The 22,057-nt window shown below is 37.4% G+C and carries 21 protein-coding genes; 3 read left to right on the top strand and 18 right to left on the bottom strand.

The window, feature by feature from the left end; genetic code table 11:
• Positions 1-84: 84 nt before the first annotated feature.
• From ACIR310F_RS0118915 to dndC, 8 genes are all read right to left on the bottom strand, one after another.
• Positions 85-918 (bottom strand): Uma2 family endonuclease, encoded by an 834-nt coding sequence (locus ACIR310F_RS0118915; RefSeq protein WP_028085166.1) that lies wholly within the window; start codon positions 916-918, stop codon positions 85-87.
• A 168-nt stretch (positions 919-1,086) separates the two neighbouring features.
• Positions 1,087-1,842 carry a HEAT repeat domain-containing protein gene (locus ACIR310F_RS0118910; protein ID WP_028085165.1) on the bottom strand — a complete coding sequence of 252 codons (756 nt, stop codon included), beginning with the start codon at positions 1,840-1,842 and terminating at the stop codon, positions 1,087-1,089.
• Between the two features lie 79 nt (positions 1,843-1,921).
• Positions 1,922-2,392 (bottom strand): GNAT family N-acetyltransferase, encoded by a 471-nt coding sequence (locus tag ACIR310F_RS0118905; protein WP_028085164.1) that lies wholly within the window; start codon positions 2,390-2,392, stop codon positions 1,922-1,924.
• A 222-nt stretch (positions 2,393-2,614) separates the two neighbouring features.
• On the bottom strand, positions 2,615-3,019 hold the full coding sequence (locus ACIR310F_RS0118895) for a hypothetical protein (RefSeq protein WP_028085163.1): 405 nt from the start codon (positions 3,017-3,019) through the stop codon (positions 2,615-2,617).
• Positions 3,004-4,290: an AmpG family muropeptide MFS transporter gene (locus ACIR310F_RS0118890; RefSeq protein WP_028085162.1), complete on the bottom strand. Its 1,287-nt coding sequence runs from the start codon at positions 4,288-4,290 to the stop codon at positions 3,004-3,006. Before ACIR310F_RS0118890 ends, ACIR310F_RS0118895 begins: the two co-directional genes overlap by 16 nt.
• A 63-nt stretch (positions 4,291-4,353) precedes the next feature.
• Positions 4,354-4,749, bottom strand: coding sequence for a DNA sulfur modification protein DndE (gene dndE / locus ACIR310F_RS0118885; RefSeq protein WP_028085161.1), 396 nt, complete (start codon positions 4,747-4,749; stop codon positions 4,354-4,356).
• Between the two features lie 74 nt (positions 4,750-4,823).
• Positions 4,824-6,812, bottom strand: coding sequence for a DNA sulfur modification protein DndD (gene dndD / locus ACIR310F_RS0118880; RefSeq protein WP_028085160.1), 1,989 nt, complete (start codon positions 6,810-6,812; stop codon positions 4,824-4,826).
• Positions 6,813-7,086: 274 nt separating this feature from the next.
• Positions 7,087-8,700 carry a DNA phosphorothioation system sulfurtransferase DndC gene (gene dndC, locus ACIR310F_RS0118875; protein ID WP_028085159.1) on the bottom strand — a complete coding sequence of 538 codons (1,614 nt, stop codon included), beginning with the start codon at positions 8,698-8,700 and terminating at the stop codon, positions 7,087-7,089.
• Positions 8,701-8,885: 185 nt separating this feature from the next.
• Here dndC and ACIR310F_RS0118870 point away from each other — a divergent pair, with 185 nt between their 5' ends.
• Positions 8,886-10,487 carry a DGQHR domain-containing protein gene (locus tag ACIR310F_RS0118870; RefSeq protein WP_028085158.1) on the top strand — a complete coding sequence of 534 codons (1,602 nt, stop codon included), beginning with the start codon at positions 8,886-8,888 and terminating at the stop codon, positions 10,485-10,487.
• 100 nt (positions 10,488-10,587) lie between these two features.
• The gene (locus ACIR310F_RS0118865; protein ID WP_028085157.1) at positions 10,588-11,793 is read left to right on the top strand and encodes a DNA sulfur modification protein DndB; all 1,206 of its coding nucleotides are present in this window, start codon (positions 10,588-10,590) and stop codon (positions 11,791-11,793) included.
• A 12-nt stretch (positions 11,794-11,805) separates the two neighbouring features.
• On the opposite strand, the gene ACIR310F_RS0118860 is transcribed toward ACIR310F_RS0118865, so the two are convergent.
• From ACIR310F_RS0118860 to apcB, 8 genes are all read right to left on the bottom strand, one after another.
• Positions 11,806-12,279 carry a DNA phosphorothioation-associated protein 4 gene (locus ACIR310F_RS0118860; RefSeq protein ID WP_028085156.1) on the bottom strand — a complete coding sequence of 158 codons (474 nt, stop codon included), beginning with the start codon at positions 12,277-12,279 and terminating at the stop codon, positions 11,806-11,808.
• 202 nt (positions 12,280-12,481) lie between these two features.
• On the bottom strand, positions 12,482-13,042 hold the full coding sequence (locus ACIR310F_RS0118855; protein WP_028085155.1) for a Uma2 family endonuclease: 561 nt from the start codon (positions 13,040-13,042) through the stop codon (positions 12,482-12,484).
• 45 nt (positions 13,043-13,087) lie between these two features.
• Positions 13,088-13,726, bottom strand: coding sequence for a Uma2 family endonuclease (locus tag ACIR310F_RS0118850; protein ID WP_028085154.1), 639 nt, complete (start codon positions 13,724-13,726; stop codon positions 13,088-13,090).
• A gap of 26 nt (positions 13,727-13,752) precedes the next feature.
• Entirely contained in the window at positions 13,753-15,825 is a 2,073-nt protein-coding gene (locus tag ACIR310F_RS0118845; protein WP_028085153.1) for an AAA family ATPase, read from the bottom strand.
• Positions 15,822-15,995 (bottom strand): hypothetical protein, encoded by a 174-nt coding sequence (locus ACIR310F_RS26395; protein ID WP_196803248.1) that lies wholly within the window; start codon positions 15,993-15,995, stop codon positions 15,822-15,824. Before ACIR310F_RS26395 ends, ACIR310F_RS0118845 begins: the two co-directional genes overlap by 4 nt.
• A gap of 358 nt (positions 15,996-16,353) precedes the next feature.
• Positions 16,354-17,172 (bottom strand): TlyA family RNA methyltransferase, encoded by an 819-nt coding sequence (locus ACIR310F_RS0118835; protein WP_028085152.1) that lies wholly within the window; start codon positions 17,170-17,172, stop codon positions 16,354-16,356.
• 67 nt (positions 17,173-17,239) lie between these two features.
• The gene (locus ACIR310F_RS0118830; protein WP_028085151.1) at positions 17,240-17,899 is read right to left on the bottom strand and encodes a DUF1361 domain-containing protein; all 660 of its coding nucleotides are present in this window, start codon (positions 17,897-17,899) and stop codon (positions 17,240-17,242) included.
• A gap of 266 nt (positions 17,900-18,165) precedes the next feature.
• Positions 18,166-18,675, bottom strand: coding sequence for an allophycocyanin subunit beta (gene apcB / locus ACIR310F_RS0118825; RefSeq protein ID WP_028085150.1), 510 nt, complete (start codon positions 18,673-18,675; stop codon positions 18,166-18,168).
• 371 nt (positions 18,676-19,046) lie between these two features.
• Between apcB and glnA the strand changes: the two genes are divergently transcribed.
• A complete protein-coding gene (gene glnA / locus ACIR310F_RS0118820) occupies positions 19,047-20,462 on the top strand; it encodes a type I glutamate--ammonia ligase (protein ID WP_028085149.1) in 1,416 nt (471 codons plus the stop codon).
• 68 nt (positions 20,463-20,530) lie between these two features.
• Here the strand turns inward: glnA and gifA are convergent, their stop codons facing one another.
• Together gifA and ACIR310F_RS0118810 are read right to left on the bottom strand one after the other, a co-directional pair.
• Positions 20,531-20,731 carry a glutamine synthetase inactivation factor IF7A gene (gene gifA, locus ACIR310F_RS0118815; protein WP_028085148.1) on the bottom strand — a complete coding sequence of 67 codons (201 nt, stop codon included), beginning with the start codon at positions 20,729-20,731 and terminating at the stop codon, positions 20,531-20,533.
• A gap of 239 nt (positions 20,732-20,970) precedes the next feature.
• On the bottom strand, positions 20,971-22,017 hold the full coding sequence (locus ACIR310F_RS0118810; RefSeq protein ID WP_028085147.1) for a zinc-dependent dehydrogenase: 1,047 nt from the start codon (positions 22,015-22,017) through the stop codon (positions 20,971-20,973).
• Between the last annotated feature and the right edge of the window lie 40 nt (positions 22,018-22,057).

Here is a 22,057-nt window from a genome sequence, read left to right as displayed (position 1 = left end):
CCTGTTCCCTGTTCCCTGTTCCCTGTTCCCTGTTCCCTGTTCCCTGTTCCCTTGTCATAACGACAATTTCTAACGCCAACCTACTTAGCAACTTACGTTATTAGGATCAATCCCCTGAGATCGCAAATAAGCTATTAGCCGTTCCTTTTCCTGACGTTCCTGTTCTGCTCGTTGACGTTCCTGTTCTGCTCGTTGACGTTCCTGTTCTGCTCGTTGACGTTCCTGTTCAGCCCGTTGGTGTTCCTGTTCAGCCCGTTGACGTTCCTGTTGAATCAATTCTACAGCCCAAGGTAACAAATTACCTGTTTTATCCCACCATCGCAACCAATAGCCAGTACGACCTTCCTTTGCACCTCTCCATGTTCCTAAAAATAGTCCCATGGTATCAACCCAATGACGACCATTCTCATCTGGTTGCTTTAATTCATAACGTCCATTTTCCAATTGATAATATTCTAATAATCCCCCCTCTGGCTCAAAAATTATATAAGTGGTGATTTGTAAAATTTGTTCATAAAAAAACCATTTTCCTGGTGGATAGATACGTTTAACTGAATATTCCCCACCGTCTTGATCTGATAAAAACTCTATAACTATTGCCGGTACATCCCCTTCTAAGTTGGGTGTATAACTTTTCCTGTCAGGTAATATCTCTTTCACTGAAGGTATGTATACCCAATCTGGTGCTTTAGCCACAAATTGCCCATTTAATGTGGCACATAGCCCAAAATTAGCCGCAATTAACATCTGTGGTTGTATAAATCCACTGATTTCTAAACTTTCACGCAAAGCCCCCGCTAAAAGTGGTTGTCCTGTATTTTCCACTGGTTCGTCCTCTAACTGAAAATCATCAGGTAAGGCTTCCCAGGAGATGACCAGTCCAGTCTGTGATTTAATTTCACTGAGTAGGGTTGCCATAAGTGCCACCTTTTATTGATTTATTCTGATTTTATCAGATGATATGATTCTTAAAGAAGAATATTGATTAATTAAATATCTGTTGAATGCCAGTATTTTCCCTGGAGCGGGAGTAGAGGAATTAATCAAGACTTATTATATTCAACTATTCAACAGATGATTCATGGTCTAAAACCATCCTTCTTGTTCGAGGGTTTCGATTAATTGCAAACCGCGAGGATCTCCTACCCCCAGAAGCGCGGCTTTAGTGTCTTCTCTGACTCCTAAGTCTTTGTCTTCAGCAAAGGACTGAATTAGTGCGTCTATGGCTGTAGCATAGACGACATTGGAAGGTAGTTCTTTACAAAGCTGGCCGATTGTCCAAGCGGAGTTACTACGCACAGCAGCTACAGGGTCTTTAACCAAGGCTTCAATCAGGGCAGGAATAGCGCCTACAATGGCTTCATAACCTACTTCTGTCATCTGTGCTAGGGCGCTGGCAGACCAGAGACGAACAGCGGAAATATCGGTTCTGAGGGCATCTGTGAGGGGTGCTAAAGAACGAAAATCACGACAGTTTCCTAAAGCCCATACTACTCCTTTGCGAACATAACCATTCCAATCGCGGTTGAGTTGGGTAATTAATGGTGCTACGGCTTCCGAGGACGGGTTGCGGCCGATACCATAAGCGGCGCTGACTCGCACCAGGGGACAGTTATCTGTTAAGAGGTGGATGAGATGGGGTGTAGCTCGTTGATCCTGAAGATCGCAAAAAGCACGCGCTGCTAACATCCGTTGTTGGGGCTGGGGATTTTTCAGGAGTACCAGCATCAATTCTACATCAGGTTTTTCTACTTCTGATTCATTAAGTGGTTCTATTTGGTCTAGGGGGGTAATAAGCTCCCCTGCGGTATCAAGTAGGCTTAGTTCGTATTCGTCGTACATAATGATTCCACTGTAACCCCTATTCCTGGATGCCGGTAATTCATGAATTACTAATTGTCAATTGTCAATTCTCACACGACTAAAGTGATTTTACCATCCAGAGGGATTGTTCTTGATAACCGAGTTGATGATAAAGATCTAATGCGGGTATGTTTGTTTGAAATACTTGTAGTCCGATTTTTCCGTATCCCCTTTGTTTAGCCCAGTTTTCTATATAATTCATTAATGCTTTACCAATACCTCTATGGCGATATTCTGGCATCACATAGAGAAGAAAAATATGGGGATGGCGATCGCCGCTGACCTGATCTATAGCATTTCCCACCCAAAGACAGCCTATGGGTGATTGGTGCTGATTTTTTGTTTCCTGTTCGTCATATACCCACCATAAAGGGGTATCACGGGAGAAATATTGTTCAACGGTACGGGTTAGGTGAGAAAAGTTTTGATTGGGAAATTGTTCTTGGTAAGTCCGCTCCATGAATTTTACCAAGAGGGCCTGATCTACAGTAGAACCTTGCTCAATAGCATAGCCTGGGAGTAAATTCAAAATAGACTGATTCCCCAATTACTTAATTATGATCCCAATAGGTGCGGGGGCTGCCATGTCCGATGGTAAAAAGATCCTGGCGCTGACTGCGACCAAAGCAAAGGTAAAAATCAAGACTGCAATCAAAGGGGCGATATATTGACGTAAAAAGGCCATGGTGTTTGTGTGAGTAAATAGGGACTAGATTAGTTTTAGTAATTATTCCAGTTTTGTAAAGGCTGGCTAGGATTCCTGATTTTGATCTAATTCATCTAAGACCTTTTCACAATACCAATTTTCTGGCATTCCGGGAACATTTTCTTTAGCTTGTTGAATGAGTCTTTCCGCAGCAGCCACATCTCCAGATAATCTAGCAATTAGGCGATTTTTTAAGTAATTGCTGGTCAATTCTGCGTCTGGTTGCTTGGGTATGGTGGGAGTAACTGTTTTCTGGGGTTCTCTCCGTAATTGCCAAAATAAGACGTAATAGAGCGCACCAAAAATCAAGATCAGGCTAATTGTTCCTAGTAGTGTGAAGAAAGTAAAAGACAGATGTTGCAGAACTAATTGTGAGATGACATAGCCCAGTAATAAACCCGTGACTATGAGAACAAATGTACCAGCAATAATAACTACTTGAGGTCCCATATATCTTCTTCTTCCAGTCCTGGTCTGTTAATTGCTAACGGTTTGGGATTCCAAGGGGCAAACAATGGTAATAGTAGAAGTCCCGGTACAGCAGCAAAGATACTAATTACGAAAAATAACGGCCATCCTGTACTTTTGGCTAAAGAACCGGCTGGTGCAACTAGAATATCACGACTTACGGCCATAAAACTAGAAAGTAAAGCATATTGTGTGGCAGAATACCGCTGATTACACATACTCATCAAAAAAGCCACAAAGGCCGCTGTTCCTAAGCCAGCACAAAAGTTTTCTATATTAATTGTCAGCAGGAGAAACTGATAATTTTTACCAACTTGTGCCAGAATTAGATAAGCTAGGTTGCTGACTGCTTGTAAAGCGCCAAATACCCAAAGTGAGCGATTTAAGCCAATTTTACTCAAAACCGCGCCCCCAGCCAATGTACCAACTATTGTGGCTATTAGTCCCATACCGCCTTGAATTGCCCCAATGTCGGTTTGTGTGAAGCCCGTTTGCAGTAAAAACGGCGTGGACATATTATTGACAAAGGAATCACCGAGTTTATAAAGGACAATAAATAACAAGGTGAGTATAGCTTGAACCACTCCTTGACGCTGGATAAATTCCCCAAAGGGCAGAATTACAGCCTCGGTTAAAGATGCTGGAGGATTGATTTCTTTGGGTTCTGGTGCAAATAAAGTGGCAATAATCCCTAGTCCCATGCCTACGGACATGAATAAGTATACTGATGACCAAGCTATTCTATCAGCCAGAATCAGAGCTAAAGAGCCTGTGAGTAGTAAAGCAACGCGATAACCTAGTACAAATACTGCTGCACCCGCGCCCATTTCCAGGGGTTCGAGAATATCCGTACGGTAAGCATCAGCAGCAATGTCTTGGGTAGCACTCAGGAACGCAATGACGACAGCGTTAATAGCTAGGAATTGCAGGGCTTGTTTGGGTTGCTGTAGGGACATGGCCGCGATCGCTATTAATAACCCAATTTGAATTACAATTAGCCAACCCCGTCTTCTGCCTAAAAATGGTAATGTAAACCAGTCTAACACCGGTGACCAGAGAAATTTTAAGGAATATGGCACACCTACCAGGCTAAATAAGCCGATAGCGGTTAAATCTACCTTCTCAACGGTCATCCATGCTTGTAAGGTCTTGCTGGTCAAAAACAAGGGCAACCCGGATGAAAATCCGAGTAGGATCAAGGCCGCCATTTTTGGGCTACCGAAAACTCGCAGTAGGGATTTGACTGGATTCATTTTTCCTCGTCACTTAGGATATTTGCAGTCATCGGCCACTGGGGTGGCACAACGATCGCAAAATCATGATTTTACTTTCTTTGTGGACAGTTCAATTAGATCTTCAATTTTCTTAATATTCTGATCTCCTGCTAGGTAGCCAATACCTCTATGTAAGTGTAAGCGAAATTGGGTAATTAGGGTCTCTCTATCTGTATCTAAACCGTCGTTGTAACACCGTTGTTTGAGTGCTAACAGCAGAATATCCCCTATTTCTCCCCCAAAAACCCGCCATGTCATCTCTACGTTGCTATCTTGGGGAATAGGTACGGGTGACGGCGCTGCGGGTTCTGCAAGGGAACGACAAAACGCCCACCTACATAATATGTTCCATTGTTCGATTTTGGTGCTGCGTTTGAGTTTGAGTAGTTGTTCTTTGGCTGTTTGGGAAAGTTTAATCCGTTCTATTGGTGATTCCATGATTTTGCTGTTTAAGAATATGATTTTATTTCACGCAGAGGCGCAGAGGCGCAGAGAGGAAGAGTTGAGAGTTTTTACCAAAAATAACCGGGTTTGATTGTGGTTTCTCGTTTGTTGGAGTTATATTGGAGTAGGTATTCACGGGCTATGGCTTCGGTTTCTTTCAGGTTTTGATATTCTTTTTTCGCAATTTCGGTGTCGGTGGAAAGGAGAATTACTTGATGGCTGGCTGAGGGAAAGTATCTTTCTACTAGGTTGTTACGGTGGGAGGAGTCTAGTCTTCCTAAGGGGGTGTCTATGGCTATGGGTAAACGTCTTCCTGATACTTTAGCTAATCCCCACAAAAATGCGATCGCTAATAGTTGTTTTTCTCCTGCTGAAAGCCGATGTTTGGGAACCGGTTTTCCATTGTAATCATATAATGATAAGCTGAAGCTTTTACTGTCTATGGCTATGCGATGTACTAGGTCTGATTTATGTAATAAATATAGAAAACAGTTTTTTACTTCTTCTTCTAATTTATTCAATTTTCTCAGGGTTAATCTTTCTCGAAATATCTTTAATGTTTGTTGAACTTTTGTCGCCGAATCAATAATATGTTCACTATTTTGATATTTAAGATTTTCTACTGTATATTCATTTAATTCTTGTCTCAATTTCTTGGTTTCTGCTTCTAATTCTATCACTTTTTGATTCATCATTTCTGCTTGATATCTAATTTGATTAAATCCAGTTTGTGCCTGTTTAACTGCTTTTTGTAGTTTTATATATTCCTCTGGTGCGGCCGCTGTTTGTACTTGTCTTTCTAGGGTGAGTATTTCTTCTTCATAATTAGTTAATTCATCTAATTGTTTTTGGGCTGTATTTTGACCAATTTGCAACCGATAGGTTATATTGTCAACTAAACTTAAACTTTCTTCATCTGCATTTAACCAGGTATTTTCTGTGGATGATTTATTGCTATATAAGTTATTGATGTCCTCAGCTAAAAAAGATTGAATATTACTAATTTTAGTATTTTCTAGATTTAATTGTTTTAGCCAATTCATTAATCTTTCATCTCTCGCAATTAAGACATCTTTAGCTAATTGAATTTGTTGAGTTTTCAGTTCTTTTTCTCCCTGTCTTTGAATTTGAGATAATAAAGGACTAATTAACGCTAGAGGTAAAACATCACCAGCTAATTCACATAAGGACTCACGAACATTATTAGCAAGTTTGATTTTCTCTTCTCTTTGTTTTTCTAATTGACTACGTTCAGCAGCAATTTTACCACCTTCGTTCACAAATTTATCTAAAGCTTCTTCCTCAATTTTTTCTAATTCTGCAACTTTTATATTAACAGTTGCTAGTCTTTGCCGATTATTTTCATATTCTTGCTGTTTTTCATGAAGTTTAGTCTCAATTTCTTCTAATTTACCTAAATCTTTATTATCTGCAAATTCTCGTTTTTTGCGATTCACTAAAATCTCTAAATCAATTGCTAATTTATCTGCTAATTCTAAACCCAAAAGTCCATTAATTGCGTCAACAACTATGGGTGGTGGTATTTCCTGTTCTGCAAGTTCTTTAACTTGTTCACCGTCAAAAAGAAATAAATTAGAAATACCTAAAGGTAGGATATTTTCTATATATTCATCCCAAATATTAACTAAGGAATCAATTGGCCAAGTTTCATCATCTCCTAAAATACCTAAATGGTCTTTACCGTCTTTCGGATTTTTTTCCCAAGTCCGTACAACTCGATATTGTATGGGTTTATCTTCTTCAATATGTTCAAAAACTAATTCAATTCTAGTTTTTTCTGTGGGGTTAGCTTTACTGTTGACACATTGGGTTAAAAAATCACTATAACTGAGATTTCCTCTAGTTGAACATTGGGCGCGTTGTCCATATAATGCGAGGCGAATGGCATCTATTAAGGTGGTTTTTCCGCCACCATTCATTCCCCCTAAAAGGATAATTGGGCGGGCGTTATCTTCATCAATTTGGGGGTTGAGGTTGATGATTTGTTTACCAGCATAAGGACCGAAGTTTTGCAGAACTAATTCTAGGAAGATCATGGTTTTTTGTTGTTTTTTTGTGTTTTTTTAACGAACCACTCCAGGCGCAGAGGACGCAGAGGAAGAAAGATGTTTATCTCGTTCCCTGGCTCTGACAGGGAATGCTTTCAAGAGGCTCTGCCTCTGTTATAATTAGTTGAGATAAAATCTCAAAATTGGCTTTCCTAGCTAGGGGACAGGAAGGAAGAATATAGATTAAATGAACCACGAAGGAACGAAGAACACAAAGGAAGAAGGAAGAAGATAATTAATCTTTTAGTGGGAAGGAAGTGTTTTATTCATCTGGGTTCTTTTGTGGATATTTGAAGTTAGCCCAAGTTTGTGGTTTACTCTCTTCTTTATTGGGGGTATCTCTTAATGTTAATTGTTTGACTTTTTCCCGCACTGTAGCAACATCACCTTCTAATGCTGCTTGTCGTAAATCTCTTTTTAAATGGGCATTTCTAATGGCTATTTCTGGAGAACGGGAACTTGTATCAAAGCATTTTTCTAGGCTTTCGTAAATACCCACCCGGCGAGTTTTTTTCTTAAATTGTCTTTCTGTATCTAATAGTCTAGCCATTAATTCTAAGTGCATTCCGTCACCTTCACAAATTTCTTCTAATACTCCCCATTCATCACTACCAAGTATACTTTGATCTGCGCCAGGACGGGGATCTTTAAATACTTCTCCTGTCACTTCTTCATATATTCGGGGTAAACTATCATCAAATTCGTGTCTTTCTTCTAACCAGATTCGGCGAATTTCACTTAATTCTTCTATAGTAAGTAGGGTGATGTCACGCATATTTTCTGGTGCTGTTTGACGAATTTGCTTTTCAACTTTTAGCAGCTTTCTTAACCAATCTTCCCGCGCTTCTTTAAGATATGGACCAGGAATAGGTTCAATAGATACTTCACCTTCTAAATTACGTTCATACAGTTGGACACCTCCACGTCTACGGCGAAAATCTCTCCGGTTACGGTTCTCTTCTAAATCTAATTCTTTGCGAAAATCTAATAATGGTTGCATCCATTCTTTTTCTTCATCATTTTGAATCATTGCTGTTAATGATTTATCTTGACTAACAAGAGTACAAACCCAGCAACCAAAACGGGAACTTCCACAACTGGGAGTAGTTGTATCAACAACTAAAGGACATTCATTATCAGCAGATGCACCTCGATAAATAGCAAATAATTCTTTATTACTGTATTTCCAGGGATTTTCCCATTGCATTAAATAAATCCATACATCATCATTTTCCCAATCTTCAATAGGACTATAAACTAAAGAGTTTGGTAAATTCATATTAGGACTTAGATGATCTCTTACTCTCTGGGCTTCTAACTTTTTCATTCTATGGGCGCGTTTTAAGCTCTCAGCTTTGCGCGTTCCTAATACAACAATTGCTTCTCCATTATTACGAACAACATCACGAATAAACCGATTAGAAGGATTAATTTTAAGACGTTCTGTACACCAACGAAATTTTCCTCTTGGGGCTGGATAACCCTTACCAATTAAACCTACCCAAAATGTTTCTTTAAAATCTGGACTTAATAAATGGGGTTCAAATGGTAATCGTTGCTTTTGTGACTCAAATTTCATTTGTTCTAACGAATTACGTACCCAAGCCGCAACAATAGGATTTTCTACAAGTGTGTCTGTAGTAATGACATATATTTTTTTAGTTCTTTTTTCCGGTGGGAGTTCAGAAATTGCATTCCAAATAAGCTGTAAAGTAGCAGTGCTGTCTTTTCCACCGGAATAGCCTACCACCCAAGGTATCTCATCTAAACAATACAATTCTTGAATTTCTGTAGTCAAAGCTTGGATATACTCCACTAACTCTGGTACAGTACGATTTTGCTGATTTTTATTTTCTGGCTGTTGTGAATAAGTCATTTTTCCCCTACTTGTAGATACATGAACCTAAAATCAATACTTCTCCGTAGCATAATGGAATTATTTAGTATATAAATAAACATATATTTACGCGTGTAACATAATATTTTTAAAAATAACATCATTAGTATCCATTTTTTTGGATAATAAAGCAACAATTAGTCAATAAGTTTTTAAAAATTAACATGAATGATAGTACAAATACACTAAATAATCAACTCGCTAATAAGTATCTAGAACGGGAAAATAACGATAAACAGGTATTAGCTTTACTGCTAGACCGATTTTTAGAGAAAAAAGACCAAATTCTTGTCCAAAAAACCGAAATGGGTGGTACTGAGGCTTATATAGGTTCTGTCACCTTGGAATGGTTCGCGGGACGGGTACATTTTGCGTCAGGTTTACCTCTCCTGCAAAAAAAGTACAACCCAGATACGGAAAATATTGAAATTGATGCTGATAGCATTGATGAAATTCAACAACGTCCTGTTGACTGGTCACGTCAAGCACCGTTAGTACAGTATTTAGCAGCGAGAAAAAACCATAAATTTCCGGCTGTTTTGGTGGTAATTAATCAACCTTGGGTAGATAACCCCAAAGCAGCGGAGTGGGATAGTCAAGGACGGGCTAAAAAAGCGACAACTGATTTTATACCTTTAGATAAAGATGGTAAAGTCGGTTTACTAAATATTTCTGAAGAGAATGTGACAATTTATGCTTTAGATGGTCAACATAGATTAATGGGTGTACAGGGCTTAATGGAATTAATTAAATCTGGTAAACTCCAACGTTATAAAAAAGATAAAACTGCTGATGAAACTTTTATTACTTTATCTGATTTGATAGATAAATATCAAGTAGAACCTGCTTATTTACAAAGTTTATCTAAAGAAAAAATTGGTATTGAATTTATTTGTGCGGTCAATGCTGGAGAAACTCATACAGAAGCAAAACGACGAATCAGATCAATTTTTGTTCATGTAAATTTGATGGCTGCACCTTTAAGTAAAGGTCAGTTAGCACAATTAAATGAAGATGATGGTTTTGCTATTGTAGCGCGAAAAATTGCCGTTACACATCCACTTTTAGAACAAAAACCAAATCGCAATTCCCGTGTTAATTGGAATAGTGCCACAGTAGCCGCTAATTCTACGGTTTTAACCACTCTGCAAGCCCTACAACATATGTCTGAAAGATATTTGGGACAAAAGTTCCCTCACTGGAAACCTTTAGAAAAAGGGTTAATTCCCATGCGTCCAGAAAATGAAGAAATTCAGGAAGGAATTGCAGATTTTAGATTACTTTTTGATCATTTAGCTAATCTTCCCAGTTATAAAATATTGGAACATGAAGAGACAACAGTTTTACGTCGCTTCCATTTTGAAAAAGACGGAGGTGAGGGAAATATGCTATTTCGTCCAGTTTCTCAAATTGCTTTAGCGAAAGCTTTGGGAAATTTAGTATTTAAAAAAGGTTTTGCTTTGATGGATATTTTTAAAAAGTTAGAAAAATTTGACCGTCAAGGGGGTTTTAGTGGTATGGAATATCCTCAATCTTTATGGTATGGGGTTTTATATGATCCGAATAAAAAGCGGGTACAGGTAGTAGGAAAAGATTTAGCTGTGAAGTTATTGATTTACATTTTGGGGGGAATGACCGAAAAAATGGAAATTACTGCTTTACGTAAGGCTTTAGCCAATGCTAGAACCATAGAAGAACAAACTATAGGTTTTGATGGTAAGTTTGTCAAACCGCAAGATGTAGGACTACCGATTATACTGAGTTAAGCAAGTTAGCTAGTAACATTACTCTGGATTTTATACTGATGCTTAATATCACTATTGTTGTTTACTATATTTTTAATATAGTTCGGTATACGGGGTTGATATGACTCAATTAAACGAAGAAAATAACAACGATATTACTCCTGAAATAAAAGCTCAGTTTAGCTCATTTATAGAACCATTCTTTTCTAAATACCATCGTGAACGCTGTTATCCAGGGTTGATTTTGCGCCACGGTAAGCGACAAATGCTACAAATTAATATACCACCCGGAGATTTTCCTGCACTTTTGGTAATCAAACCTGCTACTGAGAATGATCCTGATTCAGGTAGACAACGCCCAGAAGTACCAGGCCATGCTGACGAGATCAAAAATTATATTATCGAGCAAGCACAAAAAGGGAAACCTTGGATTTTGGGGACATTGACAGCAAATGTAGCTCTAGGAAAAATAAATATTCTTGAATTTGGGAGAGGTATTTGTTTAGTTGTAATCCCTCGTGGAGTAAAGTTAGAGATTACAGATGGTCAACATCGTAAGAGTGCTATTCAGAAATTAATTGAAGGTGATCTAAGTGACTTAATTAGTGATGATGATTTTCCAATTACATTGGTTTTAGAAGGAGATATTGATCAGTGTAAAAAAGATTTTCGAGATATGGCTCAAACAAAACAACTAGATAAAGCTTTGCTATTGTCATTTGGTGTATCTGAAGGTCGTGTTGGTATTACTAAAAAATTGGTAGAACAAGTACACATCTTTCATAAAAAGACAGATAAGGTTCATGATAATCCTCGTGTTACCAAGGGATTTATTTACACAAATAACTACATAGCTAGGGCTGTAAGTTGTGCTTTTACTAATAATCCCGAAGCTGAACTTAGCGACTATGATGTAGTGATATCGTCTAACTCCCTGGCTAATTGTCTCAATGGGTTTTTCTATGAATGTAGTAATACTAGATATATTTCTGTAAAAAAAGCAGAAGATTTGACTGTTGCTGAGATCAAGAAATTTAAGGATGAATGTCTATTGGGTGTGAGTGTGGGACTGGAAGTTTTGGCTAGACTACTACATTTAACTTACAACAAAGACAGTAGTTATTTTGATGAAACAAAAGTTTCCCAACTTGCAAAAATAGCTTGGACAAGAGATAATCCAATTTGGGAAAATACTTTAATCAGAATAGATCCTAACCCAAAAAATCCGAATAAGCGTTATAAACTATCTACAGGTGCAAATGCAGTAACAGATGCAGTTAAAAAGATCAAATATGAATTAGGATGGACAGATAACTCTTCTTGTTAAACATACCCTAACTCAACTGAGGAATTTAGTTAAATCAAATTCCTCGTCCTCTTTTGGATTATTTGCTCTTTCATAACTGAGAAATAGTAAAATCCGCTCAGAATAATCTACCGCACCTCTTAACTCATTTTGTAATATTTCTAGTCCACCATTAGCGTATTCTTCAAAAATTCCATTACGTTGTTTTTCGTATTCTTCCTCATGAGGAGACAAAATAATAATATCTTGAGTTTCTGTAATTCCCAATAATTTAATTAATATATCATGTCCCATTGTGGCGAAATATTCTAACCTTATCGGTGATGGTTCACGTTTAGAAATTTCCCCCAAAGGAATACGCTTTTTATACTTTACACCCAAAGCAGCCGCAAAAACAATCACATCAGCGAAAGTCTGAAAAGGACCAGTTCCCCCATCAGCAGAAGTTAAACTTTTTACCAACTCAGCTTTATCCTTAGCAACCCTGATTCTACCAGTTTCTGGCATAATTATAAAATCTACACCCTTAACACCACAAACCAACACTAACTTACTAATACCACACAATCACCCTGCCCTCCGCGCCTCTGCGACTCTGCGAGAGAAAAAAATCAATAAGACTTACGCAAAATATCTCTGAAACCTTCTTTCCTTCGTGTCCTTCGCTCCTTCGTGGTTCATTCTTTCATGACTTGCGCGAAACAAAAAATCAAAAAACATCCTCATAAACCAGAGAAAGAGGAAAAGTAAAATCAACACTAACCAAATGTACATCATCACCCTCAACAAAAGGATGTAACTCCCATAAACCCCTATCATTTAACCGAAAACAATCCAAACCCACCTTATCAGCACTAATTAAAACATATTCCTGCAAAGTTTGAATCCGTCTATATAGCTGAAACTTACCCCCCCTATCATAAGCTTCCGTACTCGAAGAAAGCACCTCAACGACTAAACAAGGAAATTGAATAAACTTAATCGCTTTTTTATCTTTAGGGTGACAACTAACAACAACATCAGGATAAATAAACGGACCATTTTCCGATATACCCACTTTAGCATCTGCCATAAAAGGACGACAATTACCACCACGCAAATGATTTTTCAACCCAGAAGCTAAATTTAAAGCAATAGTAGTATGAGGAATAGTTCCCCCAGTCATAGCAAAAACTTCACCATTGATATATTCATATTTAATATCTTGCTGTTCCTCCCACTCCAAATACTCCAAAGGACTCATATAACTTGTATCAAAATTAGCGACCATAACATTTACCTCCTGATTTTCCGTAAAATAAATTAACTAAATAAATTAACTAAAAATTTGCAACAACCAGCGATTAACCTCACCATCATCTTGAGTTAAACTACGTTGAATAGCTTCCTGAACAATAGCTATTTGTAAACCTGGTAAAACCTTGGACTCCTCAATTCTTCTACTTCCACCGTCAATAATTTCAAAAGCAATAATATCATTATTATTAGCATTCATTACCCAATATTCCTTTACCCCCAACCGTTCATAAAGTAATCGCTTAAAACCCAAATCATCACTAATAGAAGAAGCAGCAACTTCTACCACTAGAGTCGGCGCTGCTAACTCATTGATATTGACAGGAGAATTATTCAAAGGTGGAAATTTGATTTTATCCCCAATATAAAAAGCTAAATCAGGTTGACATTCACTTTCACCTACTTTTCTAAAGCTGGTATTAGTAGCTTCAATAATTTTGATATTTTTGAGAGTAGCAAATAAACTCACCACCTTAGAAACAATAGAATTATAACGGCCATGACGAAAAACAACTGGTAACATTTCTACCCTCATATAATTTTGATAAAAATAAAATCTTCCGTGCTGATAATCAGAATGTTCAGCGAGTTCCAGAAATTCATCCCAACTTACCTTTACCCAACTATCTGTCACCAAACTTAAAGAACTAACAACCATAACTTTCTTCCTTTGTATCAAACATTCTAATCCCGTTCAACCTCAACAATTTCCGTATATTCAAAACCATTCAAACTCTGTCGCACCAAAGAATATCGTTCCCCGTGTAACTCAATAAAATCCTGTTCACAATTAGGCTTAGAAGAATAATAAACCAAAACATATTCCTTCCCGATTTTATCAACAATTTCCTCCTCAACTTCTATCCTCCATTGAGTTTTAGTCACCAACACAACCAACTGATTTGCTAACTTAGGAATAGTACGCGCAATGTGACGACGGGAATTAGCATCTAAACTCCCAAAAGGGGAATCCATAACAATCGGAAAAGTGCTACTATCAGGAACCATCATCATTTTTTTCTTCTCACTCCACTCGCGCACCTTATCAATAATACTAGCAATGAAAGACAGACTGAGAATTTGATTTTCTCCCGTAGAGGCTGCGACTGGTGCTTCAATTCCCGTGGTATTTTCCACTAAACTTAATTCATAGTTTTCGCTAATTTTGGGAATATAAGGAGTAAAAGAAATCTCTGAAAATATTTCCTGTACTCGCTGTTCCAATTGCAGACGAAACTGATTTTCTTGACGGTTTTTCACTTCTGACAATCGTTCAATAGCATCCTGAGTAGCATTAATACGACGTTGTGCTAAAAACTGTTTTTCTTCATTTTGTTTTTGCTTAGATATTTGTTTGATCAAAGTATCCATACTTATTTTTAAGTGAGAAAGTTCCTGGTGATTTGCACCTTGTTCCCGATTTAATTCATCAATTTTAGACTCAATTTCATCCAGACGTTTTTGTAAATTACTAATTTCCTCATTGGGATCTTTTCGTAATTGTTCTTCAATAGTTGTTAATTCCAATTCGACTTGATTGAGATTTTCCCTCAACTGTTGAATTCTTGATTGTTCCCTATCCGCTTCTTCCCAAAAAGCAACAGCTTGTTTATCAATTTCGTCAACTTGTGCGCTCATTCTAATTGCGGTTTCTTCTACAGTTGAAGAACCGGATTTTCGCATGAGATTCTTCACATGAAAATGAGTATGAGTTCCTTCCCTTAAATCTGCACCACAAATACAACGTCCAGTATTCAGTAAATCATTGACAAATTCCCGCGAAATCCCTGCTGTTAATTCACCACGTTTTTTTAAATCTGTAAATATTTCCCGAAATTTAGCGGTAGTTTCTGTTAACAAAACAGTATAACCCCGTGCGGAAATAACTTTTTTTAAATTCTCCCGTGTTTTCTTTAATTCTGCTCGTAAACTATCTCTTTGCGATTCTAAATTTTGCCTTTTTTCCTGTAATTCCTTGACAGCACTCAACTCTCTTAGTTTATTACTGACCTCCTTTTTAAATACCTGTTGATATTCTAACTCCTGATTTATTTCCGTTTGACGTTTATTAATGTTTTCAATTTCTAATTCTTGCTTTTGTTGCTTGGTCAATAACTGTTTAGTTTCTGAATCACCAATATTTTTAAACTCAGTTTCTAAAGACTTTTTTGCTTCTTTCAAGTGTTTAATAGAAAGTTCAATTACTTCTACACCCAAAAAAATTCTAATTGCTTCTGCAATTTCCGCTTTATTATGAGAACGCACAATTTCCTCAATACGTTCACCGTCGAAGAAAAAATATTGATGTAAACTTAATGGTAGAATTTGGGTAATGATTTCCTCTGGAAACTGATTAGGAATTTTCCATTGACCATCATCTCCACCTAACCACATAGTTAACTGAGTCTTACCAGTTTCTATTAAATCACTTTGGTTTTTATAGACTCGACAACCACGTTTAGCACGATAGCGAATATTTTCATGTTCCCAACCAATTTCTACTGAACATTCTACAGGTTGACCGGGTTGAGATTCTGCGATCGCACGTTTATTTACTAACTGTTCTGTTGACGCAAAAGCAGCACTAAATTTCTCATATAAAACCCAAGTAAACCCATTCAAAATACTAGTTTTACCTGCTCCATTACTACCATAAATCATCGTTGTATTGCGAATATCTCCATTAGCTAAAATTATCTCTGGAGTTTTCCCATAAAAGGAACGAAAATTACATAATTTAATCGAAGTTAGCCTCATTGTACTGCTTCCTTAACAATTGCGAGAATATCATCATTAATATGGCCTTTACTTTTTCTATCTAATCTACTTTTCTCTAATCTCCATACTCTTTCAATAATTTGCTTTACTTCTGGTGGTGCGCTGGAAATTGGTTCTTGAACATCTTCAATATTTGATTCTAGTTTCATTTTAAAAATGCAATCAATGTTTCTTTTATTTTAACCAGTTTTGATATGATTTTTTCAATAATTTTTATGCCATTTATTACAAAAGTTTTACTAATAAACAATATAAACAAAAAAATTCATTTGTTAGAGTTATAGTTTTTGAAAATGACAATTTACCATAATTGACATTTTTATACAGCGTTACATTAGTTTGTGAATTAATTATATTATTAATTTTAAAAAATTTATTTTTATTTGATAAAATGACAGTTTAAATGTATAGCTTTACATTAAGAATGTATGACATTACATTAAGAATGAATATGCTTACATAATTACCAGTTAGATTTACAGAAAGACTGTAAAGTTTAATTACTGATTATTTCTTGATGAACTCCTGAATTACTTGTTTAGTAATGTCTTGAATAGTAGCTAAGGTTGGTGGTATAATATCGCTTTCCATTTTTAACCACAAAAGATATTCAATATTTCCCGCAGGTCCAGTTATGGGAGAATAAGTTAAACCTTTATATTTCCAACCTAATTCTAAAGCCTTTTGCATGACCTGAAAAATTGCATCTGCTTGGTAATCAGAATCACGCACAACGCCTTTTTTCCCTATGCGAGACCTCCCAACTTCAAATTGAGGTTTTACCAGCAATACAGCCTCTCTGGAAGGTTGTGTTAATCCCCAGACAGCAGGTAAAATTTTAGTGAGAGAAATAAACGAAACATCCACAACCACCAAATCAGGAAATATAGCATTTTCAGTATATAATTCCTGTGGTTGTAATTGACGTAAATTCGTGCGTTCCCTTAAAATTACCCTTTGATCATTTCTGATTTTCCAGTCAACTTGTCCATAACCGACATCAATTCCATAAACTTGTTTCGCACCAGATTTTAACAAACAATCTGTAAAACCTCCAGTAGAAATTCCCCCATCTAAACAAATTCTTCCCCTTACAGAAATCGCAAATTGTGCTAAAGCTTTAGCCAATTTTTCTCCACCACGGGAAACAAAAAGAGGACGTTCTTTAACTTGAATTTGTGCGGTAATATCAACCTCAGTTCCCACCTTATCAATGATTTGTTGATTTACAGTTACTTCTCCAGCTTGAATAAGTCTTTGTGCTTGTTGACGAGAAGGAGACAATCCCAAATCAACTAATAATGTATCTAATCTTTGTTTAACCAATTTTACCTTCTTTAATTTTCACAAAATCCCTGAATTGAAGATATTAATCATCACAAATTCGCGTGAATTAAAACCTGTGAATATGACGAACCTGAACTTTATCACGTGGATCAAAACCTCTATCAACAAAATTCAGAATAATTTTTTTCAGCAACCAATGTAAACCGCAAAGAATGATAAAAGTGAGGGTAATGATAATTAATGGTTCTTTACCAAGAAGTTCCTCCACACCTTTTGTAATTATTTCATCTGGTTGAGTGATAAAATCCCAACTATTAAAACGTAAAAATCTCCCCCAATAAATACCGACAGCAGAAAGTGCGTGAGTAATTAACTCAACTGGAAAAATCCATTTACTTTTATCAATGCGATGTAAATAATAACCCAGGTTTATTAATGATATGACATAGGCTGCAAAACCGGAGAAAATTACTACAAAATAAACAGGAATTAAGACTAATGTAATCATCCATATTGACTGGACTGTGCGAATATCATGTATTAAGTGAATAACATCAGTTAATAAATAAGGTGCGTTTGGTAAAAAAGCGTAAAAAGTCAGGGATACTGGCCACCGTAACCAAGAACGACTACGTTTATTGCGAAATAACCAAACACTTAAAGCCAAGGAAATAAAAGCTAAAAATAAATTCCATGTCATCCACCGCATATTCACTTGTAATATATGCAGAACGGTTTTCATTAAGGCAATGATTTCTGGTTTCATATTAGTTTCATATTAAAATTGTCATAAGTTTCTATTACACAAAGCAACTATATAATTATCTGCGTCAATCTTCGTCCATCTGCGTTTAATTATTTCTGATTGTACCTCACTTGCATGGTAATTACTATATCAAACTAGACTGCTAATAAATTCTATCCTAGAAAGAATCACTTGACATGAACAGATAAAATTAAAAAAATCGAAAATTTCTAACTTGAGGATTTTAAAATCTAGGGGTAATATGAATTACCCCCAAGAATTAAGTCCTAAACATCAATCTCACTCAACTCACGAGTGATATAATCAAAAGGCTCATCCACAAAAGCAGCATTGGTAATACCCGCAACTGCTACTTGTTCCTTAACAAGATCCTTCATAATCTGGATACCCTGAACTGTTGAACCAATGGGTACACCCAAGGAATTGTAAGTTTCCCGTAGTCCTTGTAACACACGCTCGTCAAGTACATTCATATTACCCGCAACTAACGCATAGGTAGCATAGCGCAGATAATAGTCCATATCCCGTAAACAAGCCGCAAAACGACGAGTTGTATAAGCATTACCACCGGGACGAATTAATTCTGGTAACTGTGCAAATAACTTTGCACCGGCTTGTTTAACAATTGTGGCTGCATTAGCATTAATTGCGGCTGCGGCTTGTATTCTGGCTGTTCCACTCTCAAAGTAGGATTTGAGACTATCAATGGCGTTCCGGTCAAAATAACGACCGGTTAAGTCATAATTCTTAATTAAAGTTGTAACGGCATCGCGCATTTCTTTTCTCCCAATTGTCAACTATTTATGGTTTGATATTAAATTGGCTGCAATTACGCACCAATAAAATTTAGTGCCAATTCGCATAAAATAGACTTTGGCACAAAACTATCCATCTACTACTTAAGGATTTTATGCCAAAGTTGACCCCTGATGATAAAGTTTATAGTTTTGTACAAATTACGAAAGAAAGGTTAACATAACCTGTAATCCAGACAATCTGTAACTAACATGACAAAATCATGTCAAGTTAACTATTTACGATATTTCAGGTGGTGTGTGACAACTTGGTTGAGCGTAACAGGGTGAGAACGCCTGATCATGGTTTGGGTTTATATTAGGTAATTGCCTACAGAAGGAGTAAAGTAAAAATGGCAACCCCAAAAGAAATCTTGAAGCAGATTCAAGACGAAAAAATTCAGATGATTGATCTGAAATTCATTGATACACTGGGAACTTGGCAGCATTTGACCATGTACCAAGACCAAATTGATGAAAGTTCATTCTCTGACGGTGTTCCCTTCGACGGTTCTAGTATTCGGGGTTGGAAGGGTATCGAAGAATCTGACATGACAATGGTACTCGATCCCAATACCGCTTGGATCGATCCCTTCATGAAAGAGCCAACTATCAGTATCATTTGTAGCATTAAAGAACCTCGTACAGGTCAGTGGTATAACCGTTGTCCCCGCGTTATTGCCCAAAAAGCCATAGACTACTTAGCTTCTACTGGACTTGGTGATACAGCTTTCTTTGGTCCTGAAGCTGAATTTTTCATTTTTGATGATGTCCGCTACGACCAAACCACTAACTCAGGTTACTATTATGTAGATTCTGTAGAAGGTCGTTGGAATACTGGTAGAGAAGAAAGACCTAACCTGGGTTACAAAACCCGCGTTAAGGAAGGTTACTTCCCCGTACCACCCACAGACAGCTTTCAAGATATGCGGACAGAAATGCTGTTGATCATGAAAGATTGTGGTGTACCTATTGAAAAACAACACCATGAGGTGGCCACCGGTGGTCAGTGCGAACTTGGTTTCCGTTTTGGTAAGTTAATTGAAGCTGCTGACTGGTTAATGACTTACAAATATGTCATTAAGAACGTTGCTAGAAAATATGGCAAAACTGTCACCTTCATGCCTAAACCCATTTTTGGTGATAATGGTTCTGGTATGCACTGTCACCAGTCTATCTGGAAAAATGGTCAACCTCTCTTTGCCGGTGACAAGTACGCTGGTATGAGTGAAATGGGACTTTACTACATTGGTGGTATTCTCAAACACGCTCCAGCATTATTGGCAATCACTAATCCCACTACAAACTCTTACAAACGTCTTGTACCTGGTTATGAAGCACCCGTAAACTTGGCTTACTCCCAAGGTAATCGTTCTGCTTCCGTCCGCATTCCTCTTTCTGGAAATAACCCCAAAGCCAAGCGCTTAGAATTTCGTTGTCCAGACGCTACTTCTAACCCTTACTTGGCTTTTGCGGCTATGCTTTGTGCTGGTATTGACGGTATCAAAAACAAAATTCACCCTGGTGAACCCTTAGATAAAAATATCTATGAACTTTCCCCAGAAGAATTATCTAAGATTCCTTCTACTCCCGGTTCTTTAGAATTGGCTTTGGAAGCTTTGGAAAATGATCACGCTTTCTTAACTGAAACTGGCGTTTTCTCTGAAGATTTCATTCAGAACTGGATTGATTACAAGATTGCTAACGAAGTTAAGCAAATGCAATTGCGTCCACATCCTTATGAATTTTTCTTGTATTACGATTGCTAATTACAACAATTACTAACGTACAAGTAGTAAATTTTTTAGCCACCCTCTGGGGTGGCTTTCTTTTTCACTTAACTCATAGTCGCTTGGCTACGTCCATAAAGCGCCTGGGTAGCCGCGTCCATTTTACCTTGAATGGGATTCCAATAGTGAGAAATTTCTTCATGTAAACCCAGTTCTTGTGCAGCACGCATCAACATGGACTGTTGACGGTTTTTAGCTTGCTGATGTTGACGCACCATCAATTGACGAGCTTTTTCTTGAATAGACATGACACTACCTCCCTGTATTTATTTACTAAGAAATAATTTCCTACTTCCTGCAATCTGATGATAACACAAAAATCTGTAACGTAAACTACAGAATCTTAAATAAATAAGATTACATTTCTTCTATGCTGCTTGTACTCTACATGAGTACATAAAAATCTGTAGTGTAAACTACAAAATTAAGAAATGATATAAAACTTCATAAATGCTTTCAGTTTCAAACCCCCTCTCCCCTGGTTTTCTTAGGGATAGATTAAGATTTTATAAGTTTCTGCTGTTGGGGCGATCGCTTGGTCTACGGCTTGTGGTAAATCTTGCAGGGGATAGCGATCGCTAATTAAAGCTTTAACATCAATGCGGCGATTAAAGACAATATCCGCAGATAGACTTTGTAAACGGTAGGATGAACTATAACTACCCATTAAATCTATTTCTCGACGATAGAGGATATTAGGATTAATGGGAATAGTCAATTCATCGGGAAATTCCGCAAAAAATAGGATTTTTCCACCTTTGCGAGTACAGTCCAAAGCTTGAAAAAACGCTTTATCGCTAGGAACAGCTAATAAAGTCACATGGACACCCATATCCCCAGTCAAAGCTTGAACTTTCGCAGGTAAATCAGGATCACGGGCATCAAACGCTGCTTGTGCGCCTACTGCTAGAGCTTTTTCAATTCTAGAAGGTAAGAGGTCTGTAGCGATCGCTTTAGCCCCAAAGAACTTCACCAACATCATAAACATTAAACCAATCGGACCTGCACCGGTGACTAATACAGTTTGTCCCGGTGCAATTTGGGCTTTTTTAACAGCTTTTAAACAGCAATTAGTAGGTTCAACAAAACTAGCTTCTTCAAAACTGATATGATCAGGAATGGGAATTAAGCCACCATTTTCCACAATGTGGGCTGGAACTTTCACATACTCAGCAAAACCGCCCCCACTGGGGTTAAAACCCGCGCTAGTGGAGATATTTTTATAAACATCGCACATAGAGAAATTATCATTTAAGCAATAGGCGCAACGCATACATGGTATATGGTGCATCACCGCTACCCGTTGTCCTACTTGCCACCCTTGCACCTGAGAACCAACAGCCGCAATAGTTCCAGCGGTTTCATGTCCAAATATGCGTGGCGGTTCATACAAGGGATAGCGAATCTTTTTAATATCTGACTGACACAAACCGACAACCCGCACCTGGACCAGAACTTCATCTGCTTCCAGTGTGGGAACTGGGACTTCTTCGTAAGATAGGCGATTTACGCCTCTAAATACTTGTGCTTTCACGTTGGTTTTTTATCATTCAACGTTACTAGATTTAACATCT

The sequence above is a fragment of the Dolichospermum circinale AWQC310F genome (assembly GCF_000426925.1).
GTDB lineage: Bacteria > Cyanobacteriota > Cyanobacteriia > Cyanobacteriales > Nostocaceae > Dolichospermum > Dolichospermum circinale.
The sequence above is the reverse complement of the archived record's forward strand: the minus strand, read 5'-3'. Positions and strand labels throughout refer to the sequence as shown.

Bases quoted from the DNA above. Each gene is read 5' to 3' on its own strand.
- glnA (WP_028085149.1), top strand. From the start codon at position 19,047: ATGGCAACCCCAAAAGAAATCTTGAAGCAGATTCAAGACGAAAAAATT.
- ACIR310F_RS0118895 (WP_028085163.1), bottom strand. From the start codon at position 3,019: ATGGGACCTCAAGTAGTTATTATTGCTGGTACATTTGTTCTCATAGTC.
- ACIR310F_RS0118830 (WP_028085151.1), bottom strand. From the start codon at position 17,899: ATGAAACCAGAAATCATTGCCTTAATGAAAACCGTTCTGCATATATTA.
- dndC (WP_028085159.1), bottom strand. From the start codon at position 8,700: ATGACTTATTCACAACAGCCAGAAAATAAAAATCAGCAAAATCGTACT.
- ACIR310F_RS0118870 (WP_028085158.1), top strand. From the start codon at position 8,886: ATGAATGATAGTACAAATACACTAAATAATCAACTCGCTAATAAGTAT.
- ACIR310F_RS0118845 (WP_028085153.1), bottom strand. From the start codon at position 15,825: ATGAGGCTAACTTCGATTAAATTATGTAATTTTCGTTCCTTTTATGGG.
- dndE (WP_028085161.1), bottom strand. From the start codon at position 4,749: ATGGAATCACCAATAGAACGGATTAAACTTTCCCAAACAGCCAAAGAA.
- ACIR310F_RS0118915 (WP_028085166.1), bottom strand. From the start codon at position 918: ATGGCAACCCTACTCAGTGAAATTAAATCACAGACTGGACTGGTCATC.
- ACIR310F_RS0118850 (WP_028085154.1), bottom strand. From the start codon at position 13,726: ATGGTTGTTAGTTCTTTAAGTTTGGTGACAGATAGTTGGGTAAAGGTA.
- ACIR310F_RS0118890 (WP_028085162.1), bottom strand. From the start codon at position 4,290: ATGAATCCAGTCAAATCCCTACTGCGAGTTTTCGGTAGCCCAAAAATG.
- ACIR310F_RS0118860 (WP_028085156.1), bottom strand. From the start codon at position 12,279: ATGCCAGAAACTGGTAGAATCAGGGTTGCTAAGGATAAAGCTGAGTTG.
- ACIR310F_RS0118855 (WP_028085155.1), bottom strand. From the start codon at position 13,042: ATGGTCGCTAATTTTGATACAAGTTATATGAGTCCTTTGGAGTATTTG.
- apcB (WP_028085150.1), bottom strand. From the start codon at position 18,675: ATGCGCGATGCCGTTACAACTTTAATTAAGAATTATGACTTAACCGGT.
- gifA (WP_028085148.1), bottom strand. From the start codon at position 20,731: ATGTCTATTCAAGAAAAAGCTCGTCAATTGATGGTGCGTCAACATCAG.
- ACIR310F_RS0118910 (WP_028085165.1), bottom strand. From the start codon at position 1,842: ATGTACGACGAATACGAACTAAGCCTACTTGATACCGCAGGGGAGCTT.
- ACIR310F_RS0118865 (WP_028085157.1), top strand. From the start codon at position 10,588: ATGACTCAATTAAACGAAGAAAATAACAACGATATTACTCCTGAAATA.
- ACIR310F_RS26395 (WP_196803248.1), bottom strand. From the start codon at position 15,995: ATGAAACTAGAATCAAATATTGAAGATGTTCAAGAACCAATTTCCAGC.
- dndD (WP_028085160.1), bottom strand. From the start codon at position 6,812: ATGATCTTCCTAGAATTAGTTCTGCAAAACTTCGGTCCTTATGCTGGT.